At 40.3% G+C, this 26164-nt stretch carries 22 protein-coding genes and 1 pseudogene; 19 read left to right on the forward strand and 4 right to left on the reverse strand.

Going from position 1 to position 26164, the window contains the following annotated elements; all coding sequences use genetic code 11:
• Window positions 1-25 precede the first annotated feature (25 nt).
• The 3 genes from ACWIUO_RS08365 (at window position 26) to ACWIUO_RS08375 (ending at window position 4857) form a co-directional block, all read left to right on the forward strand.
• Window positions 26-2197, forward strand: coding sequence for an ATP-dependent helicase (locus tag ACWIUO_RS08365; RefSeq protein ID WP_454177448.1), 2172 nt, complete (start codon window positions 26-28; stop codon window positions 2195-2197).
• A gap of 163 nt (window positions 2198-2360) precedes the next feature.
• On the forward strand, window positions 2361-3068 hold the full coding sequence (flgA, locus tag ACWIUO_RS08370) for a flagellar basal body P-ring formation chaperone FlgA (RefSeq protein ID WP_454177449.1): 708 nt from the start codon (window positions 2361-2363) through the stop codon (window positions 3066-3068).
• A gap of 169 nt (window positions 3069-3237) precedes the next feature.
• Window positions 3238-4857, forward strand: a complete 1620-nt coding sequence (locus tag ACWIUO_RS08375; protein WP_454177450.1) for a mechanosensitive ion channel family protein — start codon at window positions 3238-3240, stop codon at window positions 4855-4857.
• A gap of 210 nt (window positions 4858-5067) precedes the next feature.
• Here ACWIUO_RS08375 and ACWIUO_RS08380 read toward each other — a convergent pair whose 3' ends face one another.
• The 3 genes from ACWIUO_RS08380 to metE form a co-directional block, all read right to left on the reverse strand.
• Window positions 5068-5535, reverse strand: a complete 468-nt coding sequence (locus ACWIUO_RS08380; RefSeq protein ID WP_454177451.1) for a hypothetical protein — start codon at window positions 5533-5535, stop codon at window positions 5068-5070.
• Window positions 5532-6179: a pyridoxamine 5'-phosphate oxidase family protein gene (locus tag ACWIUO_RS08385; protein WP_454177489.1), complete on the reverse strand. Its 648-nt coding sequence runs from the start codon at window positions 6177-6179 to the stop codon at window positions 5532-5534. Before ACWIUO_RS08385 ends, ACWIUO_RS08380 begins: the two co-directional genes overlap by 4 nt.
• 307 nt (window positions 6180-6486) lie before the next feature.
• On the reverse strand, window positions 6487-8856 hold the full coding sequence (gene metE, locus ACWIUO_RS08390) for a 5-methyltetrahydropteroyltriglutamate--homocysteine S-methyltransferase (RefSeq protein ID WP_454177452.1): 2370 nt from the start codon (window positions 8854-8856) through the stop codon (window positions 6487-6489).
• A 317-nt stretch (window positions 8857-9173) separates the two neighbouring features.
• Between metE and ACWIUO_RS08395 the strand changes: the two genes are divergently transcribed.
• The 16 genes and pseudogenes from ACWIUO_RS08395 (at window position 9174) to trpA (ending at window position 24735) form a co-directional block, all read left to right on the forward strand.
• Window positions 9174-9881 (forward strand): hypothetical protein, encoded by a 708-nt coding sequence (locus tag ACWIUO_RS08395; RefSeq protein ID WP_454177453.1) that lies wholly within the window; start codon window positions 9174-9176, stop codon window positions 9879-9881.
• Between the two features lie 332 nt (window positions 9882-10213).
• The gene (locus ACWIUO_RS08400) at window positions 10214-10618 is read left to right on the forward strand and encodes a hypothetical protein (RefSeq protein ID WP_454177454.1); all 405 of its coding nucleotides are present in this window, start codon (window positions 10214-10216) and stop codon (window positions 10616-10618) included.
• A 9-nt stretch (window positions 10619-10627) separates the two neighbouring features.
• Complete coding sequence (locus tag ACWIUO_RS08405) at window positions 10628-11605, forward strand: hypothetical protein (protein ID WP_454177455.1); 978 nt, start codon at window positions 10628-10630, stop codon at window positions 11603-11605.
• 32 nt (window positions 11606-11637) lie between these two features.
• Entirely contained in the window at window positions 11638-11880 is a 243-nt protein-coding gene (locus tag ACWIUO_RS08410) for a hypothetical protein (RefSeq protein ID WP_454177456.1), read from the forward strand.
• A 403-nt stretch (window positions 11881-12283) separates the two neighbouring features.
• The gene (gene tkt / locus ACWIUO_RS08415) at window positions 12284-14395 is read left to right on the forward strand and encodes a transketolase (protein ID WP_454177457.1); all 2112 of its coding nucleotides are present in this window, start codon (window positions 12284-12286) and stop codon (window positions 14393-14395) included.
• A gap of 48 nt (window positions 14396-14443) precedes the next feature.
• A pseudogene (gene folK, locus ACWIUO_RS08420) lies at window positions 14444-15031 on the forward strand (2-amino-4-hydroxy-6-hydroxymethyldihydropteridine diphosphokinase); the annotation flags it as partial.
• Window positions 15032-15519: 488 nt separating this feature from the next.
• On the forward strand, window positions 15520-16953 hold the full coding sequence (gene flhF, locus ACWIUO_RS08425) for a flagellar biosynthesis protein FlhF (protein ID WP_454177490.1): 1434 nt from the start codon (window positions 15520-15522) through the stop codon (window positions 16951-16953).
• Entirely contained in the window at window positions 16950-17804 is an 855-nt protein-coding gene (locus ACWIUO_RS08430) for a P-loop NTPase (protein WP_454177458.1), read from the forward strand. The genes flhF and ACWIUO_RS08430 overlap by 4 nt, the downstream gene beginning before the upstream one ends.
• A gap of 155 nt (window positions 17805-17959) precedes the next feature.
• Window positions 17960-18349, forward strand: coding sequence for a hypothetical protein (locus tag ACWIUO_RS08435; RefSeq protein ID WP_454177459.1), 390 nt, complete (start codon window positions 17960-17962; stop codon window positions 18347-18349).
• Window positions 18350-18375: 26 nt separating this feature from the next.
• Complete coding sequence (locus ACWIUO_RS08440) at window positions 18376-19071, forward strand: RNA polymerase sigma factor FliA (protein ID WP_454177460.1); 696 nt, start codon at window positions 18376-18378, stop codon at window positions 19069-19071.
• On the forward strand, window positions 19064-20134 hold the full coding sequence (gene fliM, locus ACWIUO_RS08445; protein ID WP_454170967.1) for a flagellar motor switch protein FliM: 1071 nt from the start codon (window positions 19064-19066) through the stop codon (window positions 20132-20134). The genes ACWIUO_RS08440 and fliM overlap by 8 nt, the downstream gene beginning before the upstream one ends.
• Window positions 20135-20213: 79 nt before the next feature.
• Window positions 20214-21047 (forward strand): flagellar motor switch protein FliY, encoded by an 834-nt coding sequence (gene fliY / locus ACWIUO_RS08450; protein ID WP_454177461.1) that lies wholly within the window; start codon window positions 20214-20216, stop codon window positions 21045-21047.
• A 75-nt stretch (window positions 21048-21122) separates the two neighbouring features.
• A complete protein-coding gene (locus ACWIUO_RS08455; RefSeq protein WP_454177462.1) occupies window positions 21123-21668 on the forward strand; it encodes a rhodanese-like domain-containing protein in 546 nt (181 codons plus the stop codon).
• Window positions 21669-21679: 11 nt separating this feature from the next.
• Window positions 21680-22534: a pyrroline-5-carboxylate reductase gene (locus ACWIUO_RS08460; RefSeq protein WP_454177463.1), complete on the forward strand. Its 855-nt coding sequence runs from the start codon at window positions 21680-21682 to the stop codon at window positions 22532-22534.
• Window positions 22535-22697: 163 nt separating this feature from the next.
• On the forward strand, window positions 22698-23900 hold the full coding sequence (gene trpB / locus ACWIUO_RS08465; protein WP_454177464.1) for a tryptophan synthase subunit beta: 1203 nt from the start codon (window positions 22698-22700) through the stop codon (window positions 23898-23900).
• Window positions 23893-24735 carry a tryptophan synthase subunit alpha gene (trpA, locus tag ACWIUO_RS08470; RefSeq protein ID WP_454177465.1) on the forward strand — a complete coding sequence of 281 codons (843 nt, stop codon included), beginning with the start codon at window positions 23893-23895 and terminating at the stop codon, window positions 24733-24735. The genes trpB and trpA overlap by 8 nt, the downstream gene beginning before the upstream one ends.
• Before the next feature lie 494 nt (window positions 24736-25229).
• On the opposite strand, the gene ACWIUO_RS08475 is transcribed toward trpA, so the two are convergent.
• Window positions 25230-25994 carry an outer membrane beta-barrel protein gene (locus ACWIUO_RS08475; protein WP_454177466.1) on the reverse strand — a complete coding sequence of 255 codons (765 nt, stop codon included), beginning with the start codon at window positions 25992-25994 and terminating at the stop codon, window positions 25230-25232.
• Window positions 25995-26164 lie beyond the last annotated feature (170 nt).

Raw genomic sequence — 26164 nt, forward strand, 5'->3', positions numbered from 1 at the left:
GTAAAATCTAAAAAAAGCCAAATAAATGTCCTCCATACTAGATTCTCTAAACCCAAAGCAAAAAGAAGCTGCACAGCATATCGATGGGGCATTGCTAATACTAGCAGGGGCAGGCAGTGGCAAGACAAAGACGCTAACCTCTCGCTTAGCCTACCTTATCAAAGAAGTAGGGGTGTCCCCAGATTCTACGCTTACCCTTACTTTTACCAACAAAGCCGCTAGCGAAATGAGAGAGCGCGCACTAGATTTATTGCACCAAAGTGATGAGGGCGATTTTAGTTTTTCGCATTTTCGCTCATTGCCCCCGCCTCTTTTATGCACTTTTCATCGATTTGGCTTGCTATTTTTGCGTATGAATATTTCACGCTTAGAGCGCAGTCCAAATTTTACGCTCATCGACACAGATGACCAAAAACGAATCATAAAGCAAGTTGATTCTAGCGTCCAAAGCGCGATGATTTTAGGCTATATTTCAAACCAAAAAAACGCCCTTGTATCCGCTAGAAACGCCACTTTATGTGCCGTAACTCCACAGCAAAAACTTTTTAGCAAAATCTATGAAAAATATGAGGCATTTTTGCTAAAAAATAATATGGTGGATTTTGATGATTTGTTGTTGCTTAGTTTTAGGATTTTAGATAGCGATGAAACGCTATGTGCGCAAATCTCGCAAAAATATCAATACATTATGGTAGATGAATATCAAGATACAAATCTGTTGCAAGTGGCGTTGCTAAAAAAGCTTTGTGCCACTCATCAAAATATCTGCGTGGTGGGCGATGACGACCAGAGTATTTATAGTTGGCGGGGGGCTGATATTGGCTATATTTTGGGATTTGCAAAAAGTTTTGATAACGCAAAAGTAATCAAACTAGAATCAAACTACCGCTCAAAAGCCCCCATACTAAACGCCGCAAATGCCCTAATCGCGCACAATACCTCGCGATTAGGCAAAGAGCTAAAATCTACTAGAGGCGATGGGGATAAAGTAAAACATATTTATAGCTATGATGAAAAAGAAGAGGCAAATATCATTGCCAAAAACATATCTAGCCTAATTTTAGATGGGGCAAAACCACAAGAAATTGCGATATTGTTTCGGCTAAACGCGCTATCAAGAAGCATAGAAGAGGGGCTAAACCGCGCAAAGATTCCATACAAGCTAATCGGTGCGATTAGGTTTTATGAGAGGGCGGAGATAAAGGATATTTTGGCGTATTTTAGGCTTGTGGTAAATATCGATGATGATTTTAGCCTAAGTCGAGTGATAAACACGCCAAAAAGGGGCATAGGCGAAGTGGTGCAAAAAAAGATTTTTTCTAAAGCACAATCTTTGGGGCTAAGTGTCGCACAAAGCTACAAGGCTGGGCATTTAGATTCTTTATTAAAGCCTGCGCAAAAACGGGAGTTAGAGGGATTTTTTAGGCATTTATCAGAGCTACAAGACGCGCTAGAAGAGAGTCCGCTAAAGTTTGTAAATGAATTTAGCGAAAAAATCAAAGTCATCGATGAGGTCAAAAACAAGCACGATGAAATCGATAGGCTTGCAAATGTGAATGAATTTTATGGATATTTCCGCGATTATATTATGCAAAATCCGCATAATTCTTTGAGCGATTTTTTGAGCGATTTGTCGCTTAGCTCGGGGCTAGATGTGCCTTTGCAAGATTGCGTATGCCTAATGAGCGTGCATAGTGCAAAAGGGCTAGAATTTGAATATGTCTTTGTGGTGGGAATGGAAAAAGGATTTTTCCCGCTGATGCGCGATGAGAGCGATTTAGAAGAAGAGAGACGGCTAGGCTATGTGGCTTTCACGCGGGCAAAAGATAGGCTTTTTCTCTCAAGCGTGCGTTCTAGGTTTTATAAAGGAAGTAGGGAATTTATGGATTTATCGCCATTTCTTTATGAGGCAAAGATTTTGCAAAAAAATCGCGCTAGTGATTCTAGCGATTTTGGCGATGAATATAGCGGGGATAGCGATGAAAGCGAGATGACGCTAAAAAGCAGTGGGGAGAAAAAAATCTATGCTATAAAAGGCAGTCATAAACCCGCACAAGAGGGCTTCAAAAAAGGCGATGCCATAAGGCATAAAATCTTTGGCGCAGGTATGATAAAAGAAGTGCAAGGCGACAAACTGCATATCAATTTTGGTGGAAGCGTGCGCGTGATAATGAAAGATTTTGTAGAAAAAATCTAGCTAGAATCTTAAAATCTAAAATCAACCCAAAAACAAAAAAGAGGCAAAAAGGGCAAAAATGAGACAAAAAGATTTTTTTCAACATTGCAAGGTGTTTTTTGCATTTGTTTTTGATTTTGCAAGTAAAGTGATTTTTTTAGTGTTGTTGTTTTGGATTCTCACAATGTCAATGGCACAGGCACAAAATCTACCCCAAAATCCTACCAAAGAAAATCCAAACAAAAATCCCCAACAAATAAACAAAGAAAACACACAAGAAAGCACGCTAGCACAAATCCAAGACTACATAGTGTCCGCGTATAGAGCGCATTATGCGGATTTTGATTTTGTCTTAGAAAATATCGAAATAAATATGCCTAAAAATGTGCAAGGCAAAATCCAAAAACTAACCCTGCCAAATAACGCCACCAAAAAAACAAGCGGGACGCTTATAGCCACGATAATGGATTCTAAATCCGTAGTTTCTGTGCCGATTTCTTATGCTATAAATGCAAGTTTGACCGTGCTACAAGCCAAAGTATCGATAAAATCTAGCACGGATATAAACACTCAAAACGCATTTGCCACGCGGGTAAATCTCTCTATAATCAAAGCCAATCCCCTGCCACCAAAAGAGCTGGGTCAAATCTCTGCACGCTCGCTTATCGCGCCAAACTCCATAATCACGCGCGATAAAGTCCAAGATAGGATTTTGGTGCGCAAAGGGGATAAAATAACCTGTATCTACAAATCCCAATCTATGCAAGCCCAAATCACCTTACAAGCCCTGCAAAATGGACAAAAGGGCAATGTCATCAAAGCCCAAAATCTCCAAAGTGGCAAAATCTTGCAAGTGAGAATCATCGATGATGGGGTGGGTGAGATTTTGTAAAAGATTTGTAAAAACACTTTTGATATAATGCAAAATCTTTTTGGCATAGATTTTTGACACGGATTTTTTACACGGATATTCTGCACGGATTTGGCAGGATTTGAAAAAATCTATTTTCAAAATCTAAAACTCGCAAAACAAAACACAAAAAAATGCAAAGGAAACAAAAATGCGTAAAGCAATATGCAAGGTCATTAAGCCACCAACAAACGCTTACAAAAAACGCAAAATCACTCACAAAAATCTAGCAAATTTTTTTAAAAAAGCAAAAAATGCGTTAAATGCGTTTGTTTTGCTAGCGTTTGTTATCGTTTTTTGCGGGGGCTTGTTAGCAGATTTTGCTATCGCTACGCAATCAGCACAAACTACGCAAATCACGCAATCAACACAAGCTACACAAACCACACAAACCACACAAACCACGCAAACCCAAAGCAAAGAATCCACGCTTCCTAGCGAACAAATGGCTAAAAAAAGAGATTCACAAACCTCACCAAAAAACGACTTGCAAAATCCTAATGACGCGTCATACAACCCATTGCAAATAAAAGCATTTGATTTAGCTATCAAGCATTCTTTAGGGCTACTTGAAGACGCATTTATGCAGGCAAAACTAGAATCTTATGCAAATCCGTTATTTTTGCGTGCGATTTTGTCGCTGATTGCGTTTGGATTTTTGTGGTTTTTTCGGCGGATTTTGACGCGATTTGTGATGTGGCTTATTAGCCTTAGTTTTCATCTAGCAAAGCAGGATAAACAATCCCAAAGCAAAATCCAGCGCGAAATCATAAAGCCCGTATCGTTATTTTTGTTTTTGCTAAGCCTTGATATAAGCATAAATATTTTGTATTACCCGCATTTAAGCCCAAAAGAGCTAGAAAAATGGTTTGCAGTGGGCTATGTCATAAATTTTGGTTGGTTTATCATTATCGCGCTTCGTGGCTACGCAGCTATTTTTATCAACGCCATCACGCAAAAAAGCGATACGCAACGATTTCGCAAAGAAGTGCTAAATTTGTTGCTAAAAATCGCATATTTTTTCATCATTATCATTATGCTTTTGTGGATTTTAAAGATTTTGGGCTTTAATATTTCGGCAATCATCGCTTCTTTGGGGCTTGGCGGGCTAGCTGTGGCACTCGCTGTCAAAGATATGCTTGCAAACTTTTTTGCCTCTGTAATGCTACTATTTGATAACTCATTTTCACAAGGCGATAGAATCGAATGCGGAGGGGTAAATGGCGTAGTCGTAGAAATGGGGCTTCGCCGCACGACTATCCGCACAAGCGATAACGCGCTCGTGCTAATACCAAACTCTGAACTAGCAAACAAATCTATCACAAATTGGAGTCGCAGAAAAGCAGGCAGGCTAATCAAACTAAGCATAGGGCTTACCTACGCCACCACACGCGCTCAAGTCATACAATGTGCTAGCGAGATAAAAAAAATGCTGCTAAGCCACCCCCAAATCGCTCAAAGCGATGATGAAAAAGAAAAGTTAGATTTTAGCGTGTCTTTTAAGCAGGATATTATTTCGGTTGATGATTATTTGGGATACAAAGCAAATGTCTATGTCGTGCTAGATGAGCTAGCGGATAGCTCGATAAATCTGCTGGTGTATTGCTTTAGCAGGGACATAAGCTATGGAGGATATTTGCTTGCAAAAGAAGAGATTTTGCTAGAGATTATGCGTATAGTAGAATCTTTTGGGCTTAGTTTTGCATTTCCAAGTCAAAGCGTATATGTCGAGCAAATGCCACCAAATACGATTACTGCGAGTGTGAAGTAATTATTAGGCAGAGTTTTTTGTATTTTTTGTATTTTTGGTTATTTTTTTGTTTAATCCAACTTAAGATTTTTTATGTTAGGATTAAATTAAATTAAATTAAAATCTGTTTTTTGCATTCAAGTATTTTTTAAAATGCTTCTCTAAAATTTATCTCTAAATTTTTTCACCCAATCCCTATTTTTTAAGATTTTATCCATAAGCCTAAAATATTTACAAAAACGCGCGCAAATCAAACTCATTTGCCGCGAGAATCTCCCCGCACAGCGCGATTGAGTTTCTATCGCGCATTGAGAGCGTGCAGATAAGTGGTTTGCTTAAGGCATTTTGGAGCTTTATAGAGCTTAGAATCGAGCTAGGCTTAAAGCGCGCCAGCGGGGAATCCGTGCAGACAAACGCATCGATTGCTTGGCTTAGCGTTGCGCGGGGACTTTGGTGAGAATCTAGATGTTGTGCCGTGCTTTTGCAATGCAAATTTTGCTCTGCCACGCTAGAATCCGCGCTAGATTTTATCGCATTTGTAGAATCTGCATTGCGCTTAGGTAGATTTTGCGTGAGTGTGGATTTGATTGTGGTGATAAACTCGCTTGTGTCCGCGCTTAGCGGAGGCGTTAGCTCAAAACTCAAAAACTCCCTTTGAGCACGAATTTTATCGATGAGATTCTCAATTTGTGTATTCATTGTGCCTCTTTGTGGTTTTGCCTAAATTGCTTCATTAGCGCGATAGTTTGGCTATCAATGTCGCTATTTTTGGCGTGCGATTTGGCGCGGGTTTGCAAATCGCTCAAAATCGATTCAAACTCGCTGTGTTTGAGATTTTGCCCAAATTTTGCTTTTATGCTTATAGATTCTATCTCTACAATCCCCACAAACACACCCCTTTCACTCCCTATAAACGCTTTTTTGCTAAAGCTAAAATGTTCGCTTTGTGGCTCATATTTTGCCACAAGTGCGCCTAAAACAGCGCGTTTATCCGCCAAATCCTCCACCACGCGAAATCTCCCCACCACAAGCGCGGAAAAGAAAAACTGCGTGGGTATCATCGCCCCACCCAAAAACTCCGAGCCTATGTAGGCGTATGGCTTTGCTACGCTAAAGTTCACTTTTGGATTGTTTTTTAGCAGGGCAAATTTGCGCCCTGCCTTTGCGCCGTGAATGCCGATTGCACCATTTGGCGCAAAATCGCTCAAATAGCAAAAACTAAGCGGTATGGCATAAGGCAAATCCGCCTCCAAATCAGGCACAATCAGCACGCCAAAAGGGATTTTATCAAAGTGGCGTTTGAGTAAATCCATATCATCGCATTTAAATTCCGCTCGTCTTATGGTGTGTCCTTTTTCTGTTTTGTAATGGAATTTTGCACATTTTAAAGTGGCAAAATTATTTTTTGATTTTAAGCAAATGTTTAGATTGCCACGATTTTGCTTCGCAAAATCTCGCAATGACGAAATATTTTAGATTCACACGCGATTCGCTAAATTGCGCAAAAAAACAATCGAAGTAGTTGCGGTGGTGCTTTGCGTTGTTTGTGTGTGAAACAAGCGAGATAAGACTAAAGCGTCTATCGAGCGCAGTTTTATGCACAAACAACGCAAATGATTACCCAAGAACAAATTGTGCCACCACGCAAATCTACGATTTACGCACCACCTTCACCGCCTCTACCATATTTTTTAAGCTCGGTCGCACTTCCTCCCATTTGCGCGTCTTTAGTCCGCAGTCTGGGTTTATCCATAGTTGGCTTTGTGGCAGGACTTCTAGCAATGCCTTAATCTGTGCCACGATTTCCTCTACACTAGGGATTCTAGGGCTATGAATGTCATACACGCCCGGTCCCACTTCGTTTGCATAGCCCACGCTTTTAAAGACTTTGAGTAGCTCATTGCCACTTCGCGCCGTCTCAATGCTTATCACATCAGCGTCCAACGCCTCGATTGTCTTAATAATGTCGTTAAACTCGCTATAACACATATGCGTGTGAATCTGCGTTTCGTTTTTTGCCACTGCAGTGGAGATTTTAAAGGATTCTAACGCCCACCGCTCATATTCTTTGATATTTTCCGCGCGCAATGGATAGCCCTCTTTAAACGCCGCTTCATCGACTTGAATGATTTTCACCCCCGCGTTTTGCAAGTCGTTGATTTCATCAGCGATGCCTAGTGCGATTTGCTTACACACCGCTTCACGCGCCAAGTCATCGCGCACAAAGCTCCAATTTAGAATGGTAACTGGACCTGTCAGCATACCTTTCATTATCTTGCTTGTGAGGCTTTGAGCGTAGGTTATCCACTCCACCGTCATAGCCTTTGGGCGCGCCACATCGCCATAGATGATAGGGGGCTTTACACAGCGTGAGCCATAGCTTTGCACCCACGCATTTTTGCTAAACACAAAGCCCTCCATCTGCTCGCCAAAATACTCCACCATATCGTTGCGCTCTGGCTCGCCGTGCACAAGCACATCTAGCCCCACTTCTTCTTGGAATCGCACGCAATCAATGATATATTCTTTTATGCCCTTTTCATAGTCGCTTTGGCTTATTTCGCCTTTTTTATACCCTAGTCGCAATGCACGGAGTTCAGGCGTTTGCGGGAAGCTCCCGATGGTGGTGGTGGCGAGGTTTGGATAGCCTAAAATTTCGCGTTGAATCTTAATGCGCTCTTTAAATTTTAAATCGCGCTCTTTTTTGCTTATCCCCGCCACGCGCTCACGGATTTTTGGATTATTTGTGAGGGTGGATTTTGCACGGGAGAGGTTTGCCTGCTTATTTTGCTCCCACGCGGATTTGGTTTCGTTTGTAACGCCATTTCTAAACACAGCGTTTAACAGCACGATTTCGCTTAGTTTTTCCTCTGCGAAACTTAGCCAAGAGAGGATTTCAGCGGGGATTTTGCCACTCTCTTCGCCAACCTTGCTAAAAGGCGTGTGAAGCAATGAGCAAGAGGACGATACCACGATACGCTCTTTTGGCACTTTTAACGCGATTTGTTCTAGTAAAGCGAGTTTAGATTCCAAATTTGCCACCCAAATATTGCGCCCATCGATTACCCCCGCAAAAAGCACTTTATCGCTTTTGGCTATGGACTCAAGCGAGTCAAAATTCTTTTGCCCTGTTAAAAAATCTAGCCCGATTCCATAGATTTTGCTCTCAAGCAAGATTTCGGTGAGTTCCTTGCTATGCTCAAAAAATGTGCTTACGATTGCTTTTACGCCCTTGTCGCTGATAGAATCATAAATGCACTTAATTGCACTCCCGCCTTTACCGCATTCTAGCCCAAAGATTTGCTCATCAAACCCGCGCACAAAAATCGGCTCACTAAATTCGATGATGATTTCAGAATCTAGAGCTTTTAGCCCCGCGACAATCTCATCGATTAAGTCCAAATATGCGGATTTTAGCTTTTTGAAAATCGCGTGAGAGTCGCCACTTTGGATTTTGCTTAATGCAAAAAAGCTAAAAAGCCCAATAAGGTTGATTTTTGGCGTGTGCCCTAGCGATTTTGCCTCTTTGACTTGTGCGATTATGCCACTTGCGTCCGCGTGGTAGCTGTCATTTTCGCTTAGTTCTGGCACGACATAGTGATAGTTGGTGTTAAACCACTTTGTCATCTCGCACGCCACGCCGTTTTTATGCCCGCGTGCTAGAGCGAAGTAGCCCTCTAATCCGCTTAGATTCGCAAATCTTGCGGGCTTTGCGCCAAGCGCGTAGGCTAAATCTAGCACATTGTCATAGAAGCTAAAGTCATTGACACAGACAAAATCTAGTCCTTTTGGGGCGTTTGCGCTAGTTTTTGCTTCGCCATTTGCGTTGCTTGGCGCGATGATAGAGGCGTTTGCTTGCAAGCCCCAATGCTTTGCGCGTAAGTCTTTTGCTATGCTTTGTAGCTCTGCCTCGCTTGCCTTGCCAGCCCAAAATGCCTCTAAAACCTTTTTTAGCTCTCTGTTTTGCCCGATTCGCGGGAATCCTAAAATGTTTGTTTGCGGAGTGCTAATCTTGCTCATAAGTTGTCCTTTTATCGTGTGGAGTGTCGTTTTGGATTTATAAAAAATTTCATAGAATCCAAAACCTAAAAAAGCTAGAATTATATACAAAATTTATTAAACACAATATGTGTTTATGCAAAAATATATAAAAAATGCAGATTTTTTGCGCAAAATGTTATAAAAAAACAAAAACTTAAACAATGTAAAAAAATAAAAATTTTACAAAAAACCTCCACTCATTTACCAAAAAAAAAAAAAACGGCTAATATTCTTTCACCATAAAAACGCGGATTTGGTATGACAAAGATAAGCGCAAAATATATGTGAGGAAAAAAATGGCAACAGATACAAATAGACAAAATGAGACTAAAAGCAGGTGGGGCAAATTTAAAAGCGTGCTTCAAACAATGTGGGATAGAAATAAAAGTAATGTTTATCGGGTTAAAAATGTTTTTAGTAGCAACAATAAGACAATATTTTTAAGGGGGATTGAAGGTTCTGGTAAGACAACGATAAAAAATCTTTTATGCGATAATGAGAGTGAGCTAAAGACACAAAAAGCTACAAATGAACCTGTAGGTAAGTTTTATGCACCTGATAGCGTAATCGTGGATACAAAAGGTTCGAATGATGTAAATGATATAAAAGATAACGAATTGGGCAACTTGATACAAAAAGCCAAAGATAAAAAACATAACATTTGTTTGGTGTATGTGTTTGATGCAAGTAAATATTGGGGTATGCCAGAAAAACAAAAAGGTGCTATACCTTTTTTATATAATATTGCCAAACAAAAAAATATAGGATTTTATGTCGTTGGCACACATTTAGATAAGCTAGGCAATTCTATCGAGAAAGAAAAAAATGAGCAAGATATTCGACAAGACGAGAAAGAAAACATTATTTTGCAAATTATTCAAAAAGAATGTGGCGATAAAAGCAACATTAGCGACATTAAAATTGAAATTTTTGATTTTAGCAGTGATAAAGATTTTAAAGAAAAACAAAAAGATTTAAAAGAATTTTTAAGAATAAACACATAATGTTTTAACCAAAAATGTTTTAATCCCACACAAATAAGGAAAAAAGAATATGCCAACTTTGTATAACTCGTATTTTTTAACATATCTTGTTGTCGCATTTATCGCAGACATTATAGGTATTATAATGTTTTTTGTAGCAAATAAAATAAGAGATAAAACAACAAATGGTGATAAGTCGTTGATTTATGTCATTCTATGTGCAATAATATATGTAATAAAGGTGTTATGTTTTTTGCCCGCATTTTTTGCGTGTTGCTTTATTATTTTTATCATATATCTAATATATTTGCTGATATGCTCGATAGCAAAAAAAATCATAAAAAAGGCATAAAATGGTAATCGCAACGATACAAAGCATAGTGCATGGCAAAGGGGATATAACCGCATATAATGGCAAGCTAGTAGAGGGCGATGAGAAACAAAATCTTATAAACTATCTATATGAAGCCCTGCAAGGCAAAAAGCTGGGGGAAAATGAGATTTTTAAGCCGATAGGTAAAGCAAAAACTGCGTGCATAATAGAGCATTGCGAGCGTGATGAGAGCGGTCGCATACGCAATGCGGTCGTGCTGATAGAAAATGCTAGTGATGATGAGATACGCGATACGCTTGATGCTTTGGGGATTAGTTATCATCGTTTTTGTGAATTGCGAAGCGATTATCGTAAGCGCGCAATCATAAAGGCTAGCGTTGTTTTGTTGGCAGTCATTGTGGCGTGGTTTATATTTATCAAATAAGGAGCAAAAATGGCAGAGCAATATTTACTATGGGTAGGGCAAAAAGCACACTACGCCTTAGAATATGAACCTAACACAAAAGGCAAGGAGCTACTAAAAGCAACAGAAGCAAAAGTAGTGCCTCGATGTGAAAAAGAGAATGTAAAGACTTATGAGGAATGTTTTGTCAAAGATGCGAATAAAGATACTAAGCTAATCAAACTTAATAAGTATGATTTAGATATGCTACTTGTGCGCTCGCCTGTGTATGATAATGTGTATTATCCACTTGATAAATATGCGCAATATTATAAAGAAGATATGAAAAAAGAGTTTTTCAATCTTTCTAGCTATATGGGTGCAAGTGAGAGAGCGTTTGCGTTTGTAGAAAAAACAAAGTTGGATAAAATCGAAAATGAAAAAACACAATCTAACGCTAACATAGGCTATGTAAAAAGCATATTTGCCAAACTTGGCTTGTCATTTAGCCACCACGCTACTAGCCAACAAGAATCCAACTACGATAAACACACTTTAGAGCATTCGTATGCTAGGGGCGATAATGGCAAACATATAGCAATACCAAAGCGATACGAATATGTGAAAAAATATATTAAAGATAATAAAATCAATTTGGATAATTTTCCATCAGAGTTTGCGCAGGCGGTAAAAGATTATGCTGATGGGCGACTTGAAACTTGTGAGTGTTACTATAAAAAAGATGATAATGTGAGCGAGGAGATTAGAAAATGTGAGGAAAAATCTTTTGAAGTAATGGCGGATTTTGATGTGTTTTTTGGCAAAGCAAACAAAACAGCTAATGCAAATATAAATAAGCAAGACACAAAAGAAAAACAAGTAAAATCTAGCACAAATGAACAAATTATTTATTATCTAAAAATTAAAAAATGGGGTGTTTTGAAAAAAATAACAAGTGTTGAATGGTGGTCTGAAAATGTTTTACGCGCTTCATCTGGCGCATTAGTAGGAATACCATTTTCTCACTAAGCTACCATAAATATAAAAAAAGGCAAAAAATTATGCTAGTGGCTATTGGCTGGATTGTTTTGGGGTTAGTTGTATTGGGTATTTTATATATTAGTCTTTTGTTTGCGTTATTTATCGGGCTATTTGTCGTAACGGCAATAGGGCTTGAGCAGGCGTATTGCTGGTATGCGGGAGAGGATTTTAGTGCGGGGTGGGTAGGTGCTGGCATAGCTTGTGGCTTGCTTTTATGTTATATGCTTGTTTGTGTGATTGTCGAAAAAATCAAAGGTGATTAAAAAGCTAAAAAAAACAACCAAAATCTAAAACGATTTTGGTTGTTTTAAGCCATTCTATTGTGTTTTAGATTTTTGCTTTTTTTAGCGTTTTTTGCTGTTTTAAGCTAGGCTAGCATATTTGCGCTCATATTTGCGACTATGTAGGCAAAGGCAAAAATCGCACAAAATCCAATAAAAAAACCAACGCTACAAAAATATGCGAAACTTTATCAAACTTGCAAAATCTTATGCGTTGCTTAAGAGATTTTATAAGTTTTTTTTGGCACAATTACACAGATTTTTTGTTTTAATGTCTTTTGCAATGTGTCTTGCGTGATTTTCACGATTTTCACGATTTTCATACGGGCATTTTGCAAAAACTTCTAATCACTTGTAACTAACTTGTAATCAAAGGTAATGCCAAATGCAACACGCTAACAAATCTAAAAACAACACAAAATCTAGCAACGCTAGTAACGCCTCGCTACCAAAAAATGCAAAATCTACCACCAAAATCCACAAATCCCCCAAAATCTCCCCCAAACTCTCCAAAGAAAACGAGCCACTGCTAAAACAAATGGCAAAAGAGTTGCGGTTTTTGTGTGCTGATATTGTAGAAAATGCAAATAGCGGACACCCAGGGACACCTATGGGGCTAGCAGAAGTCGCCACCACTCTAAGCTATCATATAAACCTAAACCCCAAAAATCCTAAATGGCTAAATAGAGATAGGCTTGTATTTAGCGGTGGGCACGCAAGCGCGCTATTATATTCACTGCTGCATTTATGGGGATTTGATATTAGTTTGGAGGATTTACGCGCATTTCGCAAGCTAGACTCAAAAACGCCCGGACACCCCGAATACCCCCTAACGCAAGGCGTAGAAATCACCACAGGACCGCTAGGGCAGGGCATAGCAAATGCTGTGGGGTTTGCGCTAAGCCAAAAGCACGCAAACCACATTTTAGGCAAAAATGCACAAAATCAAACCGTGCTAAATCACAAAGTTTATTGCATTTGTGGCGATGGGGATTTGCAAGAAGGGATAAGCTATGAAGCCTGCTCTTTGGCTGGATTTCATAAGCTAGATAATTTGATTTTAATCTATGATAGCAACAATATCACTATTGAAGGCGAAGTGGGGCTAGCCTTTAGCGAGAATGTCAAAGCGCGATTTGAAGCGCAGGGCTTTGTCGTGTATGAATGCGATGGGCACGACTTTTTTAGCATAGATTCTGCGCTTGCGACAGCTAGGGCAAATGCGACCGCCCCTACGCTTATCATTGTCCATACCACCATAGGAAAAGGTGCTAGCACGCTAGAAGGTAGCCACAAAACTCACGGAGCACCGCTTGGAGCAGAGATTTTAGCGCGTGCCAAAAAAGAAGCGGGGCTAGATTCTAGCAAGGCTTTTTTTATAAGCGATGAAGTGCGTTTTGCTTTTTTGGCGACAAAAGAAGTGGGAGCTAGCCTAGAAGTGCTATGGGAGAAGCAACTAACCAAACAAAATCAAGCGATTTTAGATTCTCTCATCTCTCCAAATTTTAGCGCGATAAAATACCCTAGCTTTGAAGTGGGCTCTAGTATCGCTATGCGCTCAAGCAATGGCAAAATCTTAAATGCGATTAGCAAGCAGATTTTGGGATTTGTAGGGGGGAGTGCGGATTTAGCCCCGAGCAACAATACTTCGCTAGAAAATGAGGGGGATTTCCCAAATGGCAAAGTGGCACATTTTGGGATAAGAGAGCATTCGATGGGGGCGATATGTAATGGAGTGGCAAATTATGGGCTATTTTTGCCATTTTGCGCGACATTTTTTGTGTTTAGCGATTATATGGCGGCAAGCGTGCGTGTGGCTAGCATTATGCGCTCTAAAGTGTTTTATATTTGGACGCACGATTCTATCGGCGTGGGCGAAGATGGCGCGACTCATCAGCCTATCGAGCAGCTTAGCCATTTTCGCGCTATGCCAAATCTGCTTGTGTTTCGCCCCGCAGATGCAAATGAAAATGTCGCCTGCTGGCAAGTGGCTCTAAAAAATAGCGTGCCTTGTGCTTTTGTGCTATCGCGACAAAATCTGCCTATTTTAGATTGCGCGCTTGAGCCTACTAGCAGGCTAGAATCCATACAAAAAGGTGCGTATATCATCAAAGATTTTGCCAAAGATTCTGCCAAAAATCCGCAAAATAATTTTTCGCAAATCACGCTTTTGGCAAGCGGTAGCGAAGTGCATACCTGCCTAGAATCCGCACAAATCCTAGAATCTAGCGGGATTGCTACTAGGGTGGTTAGTATGCCTTGTTTTGATTTGGCATTGCAAAACAAAGAGTGGGTAAAATCTCTGCTTGTAGGCAAAGTCCTATGCGTAGAGGCTTCACGCGGTTTGGAGCTGTATGCGTTTGCTGAAAATGTGCTAGGTATGGATAGTTTTGGGCATTCTGGCAAGGGCGATGAGTTGTTTAAATATTTTGGATTTAGTTCGCAAAATATCGCAAATCGCGCTAAAGAGTTGTTAAACAATACCAAAAAGTGCTAAAATCGCATAAAATCTACGCAAAATCCAAAATGGAGATTTTATAAGCAAATGAATAAACGCCTCCCAAATCCAAAAACGCACGACAAAGCGCGACTAACAACTAAAAATCACGAGATAATATGCGCTAGGGGATTCCCAAGTCATAGCCAAAAAAAAGCGATTTGCAAAAATAACGCTATTCAAAGCACAGACAACACGCGCACAAAAGAGAGTGGCTCAAATGTGCTTGTGCTAGGAATCGGTGCAAACATAGGCGACAAAGCTAAAATCCTAGCTAGATTTTGGCATTTGCTTTGCTTTTTTGCTTTACATTCTAGGATTTTTAGCATTGCCACTAGCCCTATTTATCGCAATCCCCCTTTTGGCTACATAAATCAAGCGCATTTTTACAATGCCATCATTGTGCTTAGCACTTCGCTTAGTCTTTTGCAATCTTATGCGCTTGTGTTTTATTTGGAGCGTAGGTTTGGCAGGGGGCGAAAAAGGGAGTTTAAAAACGCGCCAAGAATGCTTGATATTGATATAATTTTTTATAATGATTTGTTAGTAAAGAGAGGCTACCTAGACTTGCCTCACAAAAATTACCATAAACGCCCTAGCGTGCTAGTGCCTATGTTACTTTGCGGGTATATGTTTTGTGGATTTTATGGTAGCACAAATCGCTTGCAAGGCGCAAGCAAACAAGTCGCAAGCAAAAAGGATTATTACAAAATGTATTGCAAGGGGCAAAAATGAAAACTTTTACTTTTAGTGGCGAGACACCAGCAGAGGCGTTGAAAAAAGCACGAGATGCGCTTGGCGATGACGCGATGATAATCCAAACCAAAGAAGTGCGCAAAAAAACGCTAAATCAAGCAGGGCTATACGAACTTGTAGTGGGGGTAAATGATGATGTGATTTTGCCTAGTGAAGCGGAATTGACTCCGCAAAATCCTCATTTTTTAGAAAACAAAAATGATGAAACAGACATAAAATCTCTGCCAAAAAATAGCATAAAACGCAGGCTTAGCGAGATAGAGGAGAGGGAATTTGCCGAGAAAAAACGGCAAAAAAATCTAAGCAAAATGCTAGATGATGATGTAACCATACAGCTTTCAGACGCAGTGCGCGAAATCCGCGAAGTGATGGGCACGCCTAGCCCTGTAAATCGCACAAATCCCACAAAAAGACGGGGGAGAAAAAGCGAAAAACTTATCTTGCCTGAGACTTCACAAATCGAGTTGCGCGAAGATGATGAGGAAAATCTAGCCACATATCCGCAAAATCCACAAAATCCTTATCAAATAGAAGCACAAAATCTAGCTAGCCTAGATTCTACCATAAACCCAAATGCGCAGGCAAATACGCGCTTTGCAAATGATGAAGAGTGGGAATATGGCTTTGATGAGTTGGATAATGAATTTAGCAAGGCAAATGCTTATACGCAGGCTAGGGCGTATAATTCCCTAGAATCTATCAAAGACATAAACAACGCTGCCCCGCAACAATTCACACCCAAAAAAATAGCCCAAAACGCAGCAAACACTAGCAATAAAGAAGCCCTAAAATCCGCGCTCAAAAAAATCAAAAACGCAAAAGACGCCCTAGATGTTGCAAGTGCGCAATCACAGCAGGCAAATTCTCAAGCAAGCCTAGAATCTAGCGCGTTTAAAGAGATTTATAGCGAGCTAAAATCGCTAAATGACAAAATCAAACTTATCCAAAATACGCTTTGGGAAGAAAAGCGTCCAAATATGGCAATCGAAGTGCCAAAAGAGTTTGCCGAAATCTATCGCATAGCCAAAGCAAGCGGTATGAATAAAGAACATATCGAAGAGATTATGCGACTAAGCACAGAATTTATGCCACTTAAAATGCGCTCACAAAGCGCGACTATCAAGCGGTATTTTCGCGAGGTAATGCGAAAAATGATTTATTGTCGCAAAGAAAATAGCGTGGGCAAAAAAATCATCATTTTTGTAGGACCCACAGGGGTTGGCAAAACCACGACTATCGCAAAGCTAGCGGCTAGATTTTCGCAGATTTTGCCACAAAAGAAAAAAGTAGGGCTTATCACGCTAGATGATTATCGTATCGGAGCGCAAGAGCAGCTCGCGTGGTATGCACGCAAAATGCGAATCAGCATTGATTCTGCAAGTGATGTCAGCGATTTTTTAAGCAAAATCGAAGCGATAAGGTATTGTGATTATATTTTTATCGACACCGCTGGGCATTCTCAATACGACAAGCAAAAAATCAACGCGCTTAAAAAGTTTGTCAAAAATGACGAATATAAGATTGATGTATCGCTTGTGCTATCTGCTAGCACAAAGTATGAGGATTTAAAAGATACTTACTTAGCGTTTAGTGAGCTAGAGATAGATACTTTTATTTTTAGCAAGCTAGATGAAGCGCGTGGGCTTGGCAATATTTTCTCACTTGTCTATGAGACAAAAAAGCCCATAAGTTATCTTTGTGTGGGGCAGGAAGTCCCAAGCGATGTGATTGTAGCGGACAATAATTATCTCGCCGATTGTTTGATGGGCGGGTTTTTTTACCCCGATAAGGAAACAAAATGAATCAAGCACACAACTTAGAATCTATGATGAAAGCCCCTAGAAAGACTACGGCAAAATTTATCGCCGTTACTTCTGGCAAGGGTGGCGTAGGCAAGTCAAATATTTCTGCAAATCTTGCGTATTGCCTACACAAAATGGGCTATCGCGTGGGGGTTTTTGATGCGGATATTGGGCTAGCGAATTTGGATTTGATTTTTGGCGTAAAGACTGAAAAAAATATTTTGCACGCATTAAAAGGCGAAGTGGATTTTAGGGAAGTCATTTATGAAATCGAAAATGGCTTGTATTTGATTCCCGGGGATAGTGGGGAAGAGATTTTGCGATATTCATCTACAAATATGATTGAGGATTTTGCAGGGGATACGGATATATGGAATCTATTTGATTATGTCGTGGTGGATACCGGCGCGGGGATAAGCAATATGACGCAGGCTTTTTTGCGTGCAAGTGATTATATCATCGTAATCACCACGCCTGAGCCCTCATCAAAGACCGATGCTTACGCTATGCTAAAGGTAAATTCTAAATTTACAAATGAATGTATGATGCTAGTAAATATGGCAAATACCCAGACGCAAATCACGCAAGTGTTTGATACGATTTACAAAGTAGCACAAAAAAATATCCCAAATCTACGCTTGCAACTTTTAGGCGGATTTACGATAAACAACGCATTAAAGCAAGCGATTTTGCGCAGGAAAATAATGTGCAAAGTCGAGCCAAATAATGTTTTTTCGACTTCTATGCAGACGATTGCCAAACGGCTTGTGGATAAAATGGAACATAATATGCTTGAGAGACCCACAGACACGATTGGAAGCTTTTTCAAGCGTATTTTGGGCTATTTGTAGGCTTTGTGCTTGCTAGATTTTGGTTAGATTTTGGTTTTTATCAGCATAAAGCCAAAATCCAAAAAACCAAAATCCAAAAAACAAAATAAAAGTTTGCAAAACCTTGCATAAAACGGCAATATCCACACAACCATACATAACAAAGGGGTTAAGCGATGCGTATGTCAAATTTTATCAATCTCTCTGTTGTGGCAGGATTTTTTATCGGGCTAACGATAGGTTTGATAAAGTTTAATGAGCCTGAATTAGTGCTATTTTTGCTTATCATCGTTACGATTTGTATGTATCTCATCTCCCTTACAATGGCTGCAGTTTATACTTATATCCAAGACCCAAAACCTAGCTCTATGCTTGCAAACAAAGACTACATTGAGCAGCAACTTGACTATTTTGATGGCGAGTTTGACCACACAGAAAAAGAAGCGAGGGCGATTGCTAGATTTATCGCTAGCTTTGAGCTAAACGAGCAACAAGAATCAATCGCGCAAGCCAGCACCATAAACAATATCCAAACCCCCGCCGAAATCACCGAAAATCCCGCATAGACATAAAAGCCCCATAAAGGTTGCCAATGATACCTCAAGCCTACCAAGAAGTAAAACAAACAAACCAAGATGAGCTAGCCGTAGCCTACCTCCCCGCTGTCAAAGCTATGGCATATCGTATCAAAGAGCGTTTGCCTGCACATCTAGAGGTAAGCGAGCTTATCTCTATCGGCACAGAGGAATTGCTAAAACTAGCAAGGCGATATGATGAAAATCTAAATGACTCATTTTGGGGCTATGCAAAATCGCGCGTGTATGGTGCTATGCTTGATTATTTGCGTGCGCTTGATGTAGTCTCGCGCTCTTCGCGCAAACTCATAAAAGCCATTGACGCAGAAGTAAGCAGGTATTTTAATGAACACGAAGAAGAGCCAAGCGATGAATATTTATCAAAAGTGCTAAATGAGAGTGTAGAAAAGATTAAAGAAGCAAAGATAGCTTCAGATATTTATGTGCTTGTGCCAATCGATGAGCAATATAACATTATGGAGCCTACAAATATCATTGATAAACTTGAAAAAGAAGAGCTAGTCGATAAAATCCAATCCGTGCTAAAAACTTTCCCACAAAGAGAACAGCTAATAATCCAGCTGTATTTTTTAGAAGAGCTAAGCCTAAGTGAAATCAAAGATATTTTGCACATTACAGAATCTAGGATTTCACAAATCGCAAAAGAAGTGATAAAAAAGATTCGATATTCATTAGGAGAACAAAATGGCTGATATACTAAGTCAAGAAGAAATAGACGCCCTCCTAGAAGCAGTCGATGATGGCAAAGATGATGATACGCTTAGCCGTAGCGATATACTCCCACAGCGACAAGTAACGCTATATGACTTCAAGCGTCCAAATCGTGTCAGCAAAGAGCAACTCCGCGCCTTTCGCTCTATCCACGACAAGATGGCGCGCGCGCTATCTAGCCAGATTTCAGCGGTTATGCGCTCTATCGTGGAGATTCAGCTACATAGCGTAGATCAGATGACTTATGGTGAATTTTTGATGAGTTTGCCAAGCCCTACGAGTTTTAATGTGTTTTCGATGAAGCCACTTGATGGCACGGGCGTGCTAGAGATAAATCCTAGCATTGTGTTTCCTATGATTGATAGGCTTTTGGGGGGGAAGGGCGACCCTTATGACAATTCGCGTGAGTTTAGCGATATTGAGCTAAATTTGCTTGATACGATTTTGCGTCAAGTGATGCAAACCCTAAAAGAAGCGTGGAGCTCTATCACGGATATGTATCCTAGCATTGACGCAAAAGAATCTAGCCCAAATGTCGTCCAAATTGTCGCGCAAAATGAGATTGTCATAATGGTGGTTATGGAGCTTATCATCGGGCATTCTAGCGGTATGATAAATTTTTGCTACCCTGTGATTTCGCTAGAATCGATTTTGCCTAGACTAGGCAGTAGAGATGTAAATCTAGGCGAGACAAATTCCAAAAAATCGCGCAACAAAGAACTCCAAGCCCTAATCGGTGGCGCAGATGTGGGCGTAGAAGCGTTTATCGGTGGGACAAATCTCACGCTAAAAGAAGTGCTTGATTTGCAAGTGGGCGATGTGATACGGCTAAATGAGCCTGCTAGCGATGATGTGGTGGTGAGTATCGATGGGAGGGATAAATACCGCGCAAATATCGGCTTGCAAAGATTTCGCAAATCTATCAAAATCCAAGAAGAAATCCTAACCGAAAAAGACAAAGTCAAAGAAATCCTTGAAATGCTTGAAACCCAGCGCAAAAACAAAATCGAAGACGCCGAAAACGAAGAAGAGGAAGAAGACTAGATTTTGCAAACCAAAATCTAAAACACCAAAATGAACGATTTACAAACATTTAAAAATAAAACAAAAGGGAGGAATGCAAATGGATAGCCCATTTTTTAAGCTACTTATCGCTGAAACCATCTCTACGATTGAGGGTTTGACAGGAAATGCTCCAAGCGTGGAGTTTAAAAAAAGCGGTAGCGTGAGTGAAATCGTTACGGATTTTCCCTGCGCTCTTACTACGATAAATGTCAGTGGCGATGTCAATGCAAAAGCAGGGATAATCAACCCCATAGAATTAGTAACGGCGTTAAGCGATTTGATGCTAGGCGGGGAGGGAAATAGTGGCACGGAGGCAAGTAGCGATGATTTGGACGCGACAAAGGAAATCAATTCTAATGTCTTTGGCGCGATTGCTACTTCGCTAAAATCGCAAGGGGATTTGCCAAATTTGGATTTTGAGGTGGTGGGGATTGAGCTAATCGATGATGCTTCAAAGCTAGCAGATTTTAGCAATGCCTATGAAATGTCCTTTTCGTTAAATAGGGCAAATTCTAGCTATGTGGGCGTTATCTCAAAAGAGTTAGTCCCTTATTTTGAAGGTGGCAGCTCTACTCCTGCGACAGCTGCTAGCACAGGCGCGCAGTCCTCGCTAAGCCCAGATGAAATCCGCAATATCGGTATGCTTTTAGATGTAAATCTAACCGTAAAAGTCCGCATAGGGCAAAAGAAAATGCTATTAAAAGATGTCATCTCTATGGATATAGGCAGTGTCGTGGAGCTAAATCAGCTTGCAAACGACCCACTAGAAGTGCTAATCGACAACAAAGTCATAGCCAAAGGCGAAGTAGTCATTGTCGATGGAAACTTTGGAATCCAAATCACAGATATTGGCACAAAACGCGAGCGATTAGAGCAACTGCGAGGCGGGTGAAACCCTGCTTAAGTAGAAAAAATAGCCTAGCAAAATCATAGATTTTCATAAACTAGCGACTATGAAGCAAAAAATATGGAGACAAAGATTATGAGAAAAACCCCAGAGCATTTTTCGCTAGCGATTCCCGTTTTTGCGGAGGATTTGAGCGGGGATTTACTTAGTGATTTAGCCAAGATTAAGACACAAATCACAAAATCTAATGAGGATTTTAGCCAAGAATCTAGCCCAAAATCTAATGATGATTTTAGCCCAAAATCTAGCCAGCTAAAAAATCAAAATCCTAGCAAAAAATCTAGCGTAGATTCTAGTCAAAATGCTTTAAATAATGAGGCATTAAAAACATTAAAAAACAAGGCATTAAAAGCCCAGATTATTGACATTCGCCACTCTAGCGACTACGCCAAAAAGCACATAAAAAACGCAAAAAATATCACAGATTTTGAGAGTTTGTCGCGTGAGATTTTATCCCACAAAGACACGGATTTTTTATTGCATTGCTATTCAGGCTACACGGTGGCTATGCTAGGCAGTGAGCTAGTCAAAATGGGCGCGAACAATGTGTTTTTCTTTGATGAGGGCTTTGAATCTTTGTGCCAAAAACTAGAATCCACAACTTAAAAAGGGCGATAATGTCAGCGACACAAAAAAGCAAAAAAGATACTATTTTGATACTAGGCTATGGAAATATGGCTTCTGCTATCGCTTTGGCGTTGGATAAGCAGGGCAAATACGCGCTTGAAATCTGCGGACGAGATGTGCAAAAAGCGCGAGATTTTATCAGCAAACATAGTCTAAAAAACGCCACCGCGATAGAATCAAAACAATCTAGCCCAAGCCAAAATGACAGCTTAGATTCTAAGCCAAAAATTAAAATCCAAGATAAAATCTTGCTACTTTGCATAAAGCCAAAAGGGCTTTCTAGCTTTGTCTATGAGGGCAGGGCAAAGGGCGTTTATAGCGCGCTTGCGGGGGTAAATATCGCCACGCTAGAATCTTTTATGAGTGCAAAATATTTTGCAAGGCTTATGCCAAATGTGTGCGCTAGATTTAGCCTTTCAGCCACCGCGGTTTTTATCTCTACCAAAGAGGACAATGCTAAAAAAATCAAAAACCAAGCACAGCAAATCATCGAATCTTTTGGCAATGCGGTATTTCTAGCAAGCGAAAATCTTATCGATAGCTCCATCGCTACAAGTGGCTCTTCGCCTGCATTTCTAGCACTTGTCGCACAAAGCCTAATAGACGCAGGCGTGCAAGAGGGGCTATCTAGGGCAGATTCTACCTCTCTTGTAAGGCAGACTTTTAGGGGGTTTGCTTCTCTTTTGGACTCCGCTACACCCCAAGAGATTATCGAATCCGTTACAAGCCCAGCAGGCACGACAGCACAAGGGCTAGCGGTGCTAGAGGGCAAAGCAGTGCGCGGAGCGTTTCTAAAAGCCTGCAAAGCAAGCGTAAAAAAAGCTAGACAAAATAGCCTAAAATAATCTTTAATAAAAAAAAATTTACTACAATTTTAATGCGATTTTTTTATGCGATTTTGACAAAAATCAACGCCAATCAACGCCACAAAATCAAAGCAAAATCTAAAAAATAATCCCAAAAAAGCAAAATCAAAAAAACGACAAAATCTAAAAAAGGAGTGCTTTTATGCCAAAGCTACAAAATGAAGCGATAAATGGATATTTTGGGGAATATGGAGGGCGATTTATCCCCGAAACGCTGATGAATGCAATCTTAGAGCTAGAATCTGCTTATGAAAAATACAAAAATGATACAGATTTTAGCACTGAACTATCCACACTGCTAAAAACCTATGTAGGACGCCCATCGTTATTGTATTTTGCAAAATCTATGAGCGAAAATCTAGGGGCAAAAGTCTATCTAAAAAGAGAGGATTTAAACCACACAGGCTCACACAAAATCAACAATGTGCTAGGGCAGATTTTGCTAGCAAAAAAGATGGGCAAAACCCGCGTGATAGCAGAGACGGGAGCTGGACAGCACGGCGTAGCCACAGCCACAGGTGCTGCGCTTATGAAAATGGAATGCGAAATATTTATGGGCGAAGAAGACGCCAAAAGGCAAGCCCTAAATGTCTATCGTATGAAACTACTAGGCGCAAAAGTAAATGTCGTCTCTAGTGGCACAGCCACGCTAAAAGACGCCGTAAGCGAGACTATGCGCGAATGGACTTCACGCATAGATGATACGCACTATGTGCTAGGTTCGGTTATGGGACCACACCCATTTCCTACGATTGTGAGGGATTTTCAAAGCATCATTTCACGCGAGATAAAATCCCAAATATTAGAGCTAGAGGGCAGACTACCAGATGCACTGCTAGCCTGCGTAGGCGGAGGGAGCAACGCTATGGGTGCGTTTTATCATTTTTTAGGCGATGCGCAAGTTAGGCTTATCGGCGTAGAAGCAGCAGGGATGGGCATAGATACAAAAGAAACCGCTGCTAGCATTAGCACGGGCAAAGTCGGTATCTTTCACGGAATGAAATCATATTTTTGCCAAGATAGTTTTGGGCAAATCGCACCTGTATATAGCATAAGCGCAGGGCTTGACTACCCGGGTATAGGACCTGAGCACGCATATCTAAACGACATAAAAAGAGTGGATTTTGTCGCTATCAGCGATGATGAAGCGCTAAAAGCATTTGAATACCTCTCAAAGACAGAGGGGATAATCCCAGCCATAGAGAGCGCACACGCCATAGCCTACGGACTAAAAATAATCCCCAAAATGCCAAAAGATAATATCGTAGTGATAAATCTATCAGGCAGAGGGGACAAAGACTGCGCCGCTATGGCGAGGTATAAAGGGGAGGAAATCTATGAGTAACAAACTAGAGAGTAAAAAACTAGAATCCAAATACGCGCTATCTAGCGCATTTAGCCCAAATCCAAAAAACACCACAAAGCATAAAAAAGCATTTATCCCCTTTATCACTTGTGGCTATCCTAGTATCGCGCTAAGCGAGCAGATTTTATACGCGCTAGAATCAAATGGCGCGGATATTATCGAAATAGGGATTCCTTTTTCAGACCCCATCGCAGAGGGCGAGACTATCCAAAAATCCAGCGCAAAAGCCCTGCAAAATGGCGTGCATTGCGAAGAAGTGTTTGATTTTGTAAAGCGCGTAAGAAGCAAAAGCGAAGTGAAATTAGCATTTATGACTTATGCAAATATCATCTTTGCCTATGGCATAGAAGCATTTGTGGCTAAAATGGCTAGTTTGGGCGTAGGGGGGCTAATCCTAGCCGATGTGCCTTACGAGGAAAAAGGCATTTTTGTGAGCGCGTGTGAAAAATACGGCATAGATTTTATCACGCTAGTTGCCCCCAGCTCCAAACATCGCGTGGATATGGTGGTGCGAGATTCAAGCGGATTTATTTATTGCGTTAGCTCACTAGGCGTAACGGGCGTGCGAAGCGAAGTGGATAACGCCCTAGAATCAACCATAAGCAAAATCCGCAAATTTTCTAGCACGCCCATAGCCGTTGGCTTTGGTATCTCAAACCCCACTCAAGCCAAAAAAATCGCTTCCTATGCAGATGGGATAATCATCGGTAGCGCGATAATGAAAATCTGCGAAAAAAATGAAAAAGATGAAAAAAAATGCGTAGAGGAAGTCGCTAAATTTGCCCGCGAGATAAAAGTCGCGATTAGTCAATGATATAGCGAAAAATAATGAAAATAGTGAAAATGGCGAAAATAGCAAAAAGTAGCGAAAATGGCGAACAATAATGAAAGTAGCGAATGCGGATAGATTTTTAGATTTTGGGTTTTTTAGATTTTGGTTTTTTGGATTTTTTGGTTTTTTTTTTTTTTAGATTTTGATATATTTTTGGATTTTGCGTTTTTGTAGATTTTGTTTGTAGATTTTGTGTTGTTTTTAGATTTTGCTTTTTTTAGATTGTTGCGTGTTTGAGTGGATTTTGCTTTTTTAGATTTTGGCTAGATTTTTTTAGATTTTTAGCATTTTTAGATTTTGATTAGATTTTAGTTTGCGTTGCAAACATTGGCGCTATGAGTATGGCGTTATGAGTATGGCCTCATCAGTATAGCAAGCGTTTTGATACTTGCCATAAGTTTTGCCATACCCATTTGCTAAGATTTTGCTAGCAAAACACTTTGCCTAGCAAAATCCCAAACCCCCCAAAAAAACTACTAGAAACTATATGTGTAGCGCACATTGAAATTCCAAGTGTTTCGGATTTGTGTAGTTGATTTGCTTGAGTAAGTGCCATCTTGAGATGCGTAGCTTGTATCTACGATTGTCGCAGGCAAAAATGGCACTTTTGCCACCGCTTCGATTCCGTGATGTTTGGCTAGATTTGCTCTCAAACCTACATTTAGATGCGCATCAAAGCTAGCCGCAGGCGTGTTTGCAGTGGCTTTGTTGCCCAAAGCATTGGACTCTTTGGCATTTTCTTTTGCGTTATTTCTTGCATTTTTTATATCAGTGCCTGTGAGTGAATTTGCACCAATCCCAAGCCCGATAAATCCACCAATATCCAAATTTTCAGCACTATAAAAATTGCCTAGAAAATCCACATTCACGCCATAGTTGAATAAATTACCGATATTTCTAATAGCATTACCATCTACATCGCTACCCACAACAATATTTCCGTGTATGTGGTTAAAATTTGCATACCCACGCAAGCCTATTTTTGGGGTAAAGAAATGTTTATAGCCCACTGTGATTCCATAGCCAAAGCTATCTGCACCGCCCTCACTTTTTCCTTTGTATTTTTTTTTTGTTCCATTTGTTGTATTTGTATATTCGCCGTTGTATTCATAATTTAGATTTCCATAGCCTATACTTCCAGCCTCTAGCCCCACAAATACTCCGCTTTCCTCCGCATATACACCACTTGCTAGCACGCTAGCTGCCGCCACGCTTGTAACCATTTTTGACAATTTATTCATTGTCCTGCTCCTTATAAGGTAAATTTTCGCTCCGCTTTTTTATCCCTTTTTTGAAAAAGCATAAATGTTAAGATTTTGCGTTTTTTAGGCATTTTCACGATTTTTAGGCATTTCGCAATTTAGGCATTTTTGCAATTTTTAGGCTTTTTCACAATGTATAAACGCCACAT

It is taken from the genome of Helicobacter sp. T3_23-1056, assembly GCF_053654535.1.

Excerpts from the sequence above, each read along its gene's own strand:
- ACWIUO_RS08365 (WP_454177448.1), top strand. The coding sequence starts at position 26 with ATGTCCTCCATACTAGATTCTCTAAACCCAAAGCAAAAAGAAGCTGCA.
- flgA (WP_454177449.1), top strand. The coding sequence starts at position 2,361 with ATGTCAATGGCACAGGCACAAAATCTACCCCAAAATCCTACCAAAGAA.
- ACWIUO_RS08375 (WP_454177450.1), top strand. The coding sequence starts at position 3,238 with ATGCGTAAAGCAATATGCAAGGTCATTAAGCCACCAACAAACGCTTAC.
- ACWIUO_RS08380 (WP_454177451.1), bottom strand. The coding sequence starts at position 5,535 with ATGAATACACAAATTGAGAATCTCATCGATAAAATTCGTGCTCAAAGG.
- metE (WP_454177452.1), bottom strand. The coding sequence starts at position 8,856 with ATGAGCAAGATTAGCACTCCGCAAACAAACATTTTAGGATTCCCGCGA.
- ACWIUO_RS08395 (WP_454177453.1), top strand. The coding sequence starts at position 9,174 with ATGGCAACAGATACAAATAGACAAAATGAGACTAAAAGCAGGTGGGGC.
- ACWIUO_RS08400 (WP_454177454.1), top strand. The coding sequence starts at position 10,214 with ATGGTAATCGCAACGATACAAAGCATAGTGCATGGCAAAGGGGATATA.
- ACWIUO_RS08405 (WP_454177455.1), top strand. The coding sequence starts at position 10,628 with ATGGCAGAGCAATATTTACTATGGGTAGGGCAAAAAGCACACTACGCC.
- ACWIUO_RS08410 (WP_454177456.1), top strand. The coding sequence starts at position 11,638 with ATGCTAGTGGCTATTGGCTGGATTGTTTTGGGGTTAGTTGTATTGGGT.
- tkt (WP_454177457.1), top strand. The coding sequence starts at position 12,284 with ATGCAACACGCTAACAAATCTAAAAACAACACAAAATCTAGCAACGCT.
- flhF (WP_454177490.1), top strand. The coding sequence starts at position 15,520 with ATGGGCACGCCTAGCCCTGTAAATCGCACAAATCCCACAAAAAGACGG.
- ACWIUO_RS08430 (WP_454177458.1), top strand. The coding sequence starts at position 16,950 with ATGAATCAAGCACACAACTTAGAATCTATGATGAAAGCCCCTAGAAAG.
- ACWIUO_RS08435 (WP_454177459.1), top strand. The coding sequence starts at position 17,960 with ATGCGTATGTCAAATTTTATCAATCTCTCTGTTGTGGCAGGATTTTTT.
- ACWIUO_RS08440 (WP_454177460.1), top strand. The coding sequence starts at position 18,376 with ATGATACCTCAAGCCTACCAAGAAGTAAAACAAACAAACCAAGATGAG.
- fliM (WP_454170967.1), top strand. The coding sequence starts at position 19,064 with ATGGCTGATATACTAAGTCAAGAAGAAATAGACGCCCTCCTAGAAGCA.
- fliY (WP_454177461.1), top strand. The coding sequence starts at position 20,214 with ATGGATAGCCCATTTTTTAAGCTACTTATCGCTGAAACCATCTCTACG.
- ACWIUO_RS08455 (WP_454177462.1), top strand. The coding sequence starts at position 21,123 with ATGGAGACAAAGATTATGAGAAAAACCCCAGAGCATTTTTCGCTAGCG.
- ACWIUO_RS08460 (WP_454177463.1), top strand. The coding sequence starts at position 21,680 with ATGTCAGCGACACAAAAAAGCAAAAAAGATACTATTTTGATACTAGGC.
- trpB (WP_454177464.1), top strand. The coding sequence starts at position 22,698 with ATGCCAAAGCTACAAAATGAAGCGATAAATGGATATTTTGGGGAATAT.
- trpA (WP_454177465.1), top strand. The coding sequence starts at position 23,893 with ATGAGTAACAAACTAGAGAGTAAAAAACTAGAATCCAAATACGCGCTA.
- ACWIUO_RS08475 (WP_454177466.1), bottom strand. The coding sequence starts at position 25,994 with ATGAATAAATTGTCAAAAATGGTTACAAGCGTGGCGGCAGCTAGCGTG.